This window comes from Amaricoccus sp. W119, from assembly GCF_047275745.1.
In the GTDB taxonomy this organism is placed as follows: domain Bacteria; phylum Pseudomonadota; class Alphaproteobacteria; order Rhodobacterales; family Rhodobacteraceae; genus Amaricoccus.
This window is the reverse complement of sequence record NZ_JBKQWU010000145.1, coordinates 1-2,632: the sequence shown is the minus strand read 5'-3', so window position 1 is coordinate 2,632 and position 2,632 is coordinate 1. Positions and strand designations below refer to the sequence as shown.

Here is a 2,632-nt window from a genome sequence, read left to right as displayed (position 1 = left end):
GGCCGCGCGCGGCTTTCGCGCGGCCCGCCAGACGACGGTAGAAGACGGACGACAGCGAGACTGACGGCGGCCGGATCGGCCGCGGCGGGACGGACTACGGGAAGGGCTCGACGGACGATGCCCGATCGCAGGGGAGGCGAATGACCATGACAGTGACACCGCAGGTACGCGCGGCGATTCATCGTCACAAGACGAAGGTTGGGGATTCGCTGCTTGAGATCAGCGGGATCCGGAAGGAGTTTCCGGGGGTTGTGGCGCTTGACGATGTTCAGTTCAAGCTGCGGCCCGGGACGGTTCACGCGCTGATGGGCGAGAACGGGGCTGGCAAGTCGACGCTGATGAAGATCATCGCGGGGATCTACACGCCGGACCGGGGCACGATCAACCTGCGGGGCGAGGAGGTGACGCTGACCTCGCCGCTCGACGCGCTCGAGAAGGGGATCGCGATGATCCATCAGGAGCTGAACCTGATGGCCTACATGACGGTCGCCGAGAACATCTGGATCCGGCGCGAGCCGAAGAACGCGCTGGGCCTCATCGACCATCGCAAGATGAGCCAGATGACGCGCGATCTCTTCAACCGGCTCAACATCAAGATCGACCCGGATGTCGAGGTCGGCACGCTGACGGTGGCCTCGCGGCAGATGATCGAGATCGCGAAGGCGGTGAGCTACGAATCCGACGTGCTGATCATGGACGAGCCGACCTCGGCGCTGACCGAGACCGAGGTCGACCATCTCTTCGCCATCATCCGCGATCTTCGCAAGCAGGGGATCGGCATCGTCTACATCACGCACAAGATGAACGAGCTCTTCGAGATCGCCGACGAATTCTCGGTGTTCCGCGACGGCAAGTACATCGGCACGCATCCTTCGGCGGATGTGACGCGCGACGACATCATCCGCATGATGGTGGGCCGCGACATCACCGACATGTTCCCGAAGGAGATCGTGCCGATCACCGACGAGATCCTGCGCGTCGAGGGACTGGGCGTCGAGGGCGTGTTCCACGACATCAGCTTCAGCGTGCGCAAGGGCGAGATCCTCGGGCTCGCCGGGCTCGTGGGCTCGGGGCGGTCGAACGTCGCCGAGGCGCTGTTCGGCGTGGTTCCGGCGACGGCGGGCAAGATCTTCATCGACGGCCGCGAAGTGGCGATCAAGACGCCGGTCGATGCGATGAAGAACGGCATGGCGTTTCTCACCGAGGACCGCAAGGACACCGGCTGCTTCCTGATCCTCGACGTGCTCGAGAACATGCAGATGGCGGTGCTGCGCGACAGCCATGTGAAGGGCGGTTTCGTCGACCAGAAGTCGGTGAACCTGCGCTGCCAGGAGATGAAGGAGGCGCTCCGGGTCAAGACGCCGACGCTCTACGAGCGGATCGAGAACCTCTCGGGCGGCAACCAGCAGAAGGTGCTGATCGCGCGCTGGCTCCTGACCAAGCCCCGGATCCTGATCCTCGACGAGCCGACGCGCGGCATCGATGTCGGCGCCAAGGCGGAGATCCACCGGCTGATCTCGCGGCTGGCGGGCGAGGGCGTGGCGGTGATCATGATCTCGTCGGAACTGCCGGAAGTTCTCGGCATGTCGGACCGGGTGATGGTCATGCACGAAGGGCATGCGACGGGCATTCTCGATCGGTCGGAGGCGACGCAGGTCGCCATCATGGAACTCGCCGCGCGCTGAGCGGCCACCCGGGGAGAGCACCCCCGGGCAACGAAGGGGGAAAGCGAAATGGCAGTTCAGAACGACAGCGAGGCCTATGGCTCGCCGATGAAGGCGAAGCGGCGGGTGCCGCCGGAACTCAACATCCTGTCGATCCTCGTGGGTGTGGCGCTCGTGTTCGAGATCCTCGGCTGGATCCTGCAGGGGCAGAGCTTCCTCGGCAACACGCAGCGCCTGACGATCATGATCCTGCAGGTGAGCGTGATCGGCATCATCGCGGTCGGGGTGACGCAGGTGATCATCACCGGCGGCATCGACCTCAGCTCGGGCTCGGTGGTCGCGATGACGGCGATGATCGCGATGAGCTTCGCGCAGTCGAGCGACTACGCGCGCGCGGTCTATCCGGCGCTGACCGACCTGCCGGTAATCCTGCCGCTCCTGATCGGGCTCGGCATCGGGCTGATCGCCGGGATGATCAACGGCTCCTTGATCGCCTATACCGGCATCCCGCCCTTCATCGCCACGCTCGGCATGATGGTGACGGCGCGCGGCATCGCGAAATGGTACACCAAGGGCCAGCCGATCTCCTTCCCGACCCCGAGCTTCGCCTCGATCGGCTCGGGCATCTGGCCGGTGATCATCTTTCTGCTCGTCGCGCTGATCTTCCACGTCGCGCTGCGCTACACGCGCTACGGCAAGTACACCTATGCGATCGGCGCCAACCCGCAGGCGGCGCGCGTCTCGGGCATCGACGTCGGACGGCATCTGGTGAAGGTCTATGCGATCGCGGGCACGCTCGCCGGTCTCGCCGGGATCGTGACGGCGGCGCGCGCCCAGACGGCGCAGGCGGGCATGGGCATGATGTACGAGCTCGACGCGATCGCGGCGACCGTCATCGGCGGCACCTCGCTCGCCGGCGGCCAGGGCCGGATCACCGGCACGGTGATCGGCACGGTGATCCTCGGCAC

General features: G+C 65.5%; 2 protein-coding genes. Both read left to right on the top strand.

Annotation, left to right across the window (positions count from 1 at the left end; translation table 11 throughout):
- Window positions 1-146: 146 nt before the first annotated feature.
- Window positions 147-1,685: a sugar ABC transporter ATP-binding protein gene (locus ACLJK8_RS22415; RefSeq protein ID WP_413152636.1), complete on the top strand. Its 1,539-nt coding sequence runs from the start codon at window positions 147-149 to the stop codon at window positions 1,683-1,685.
- A 48-nt stretch (window positions 1,686-1,733) separates the two neighbouring features.
- The coding region (locus ACLJK8_RS22410; protein WP_413152635.1) for an ABC transporter permease at window positions 1,734-2,632 on the top strand (899 nt) is incomplete at its 3' end.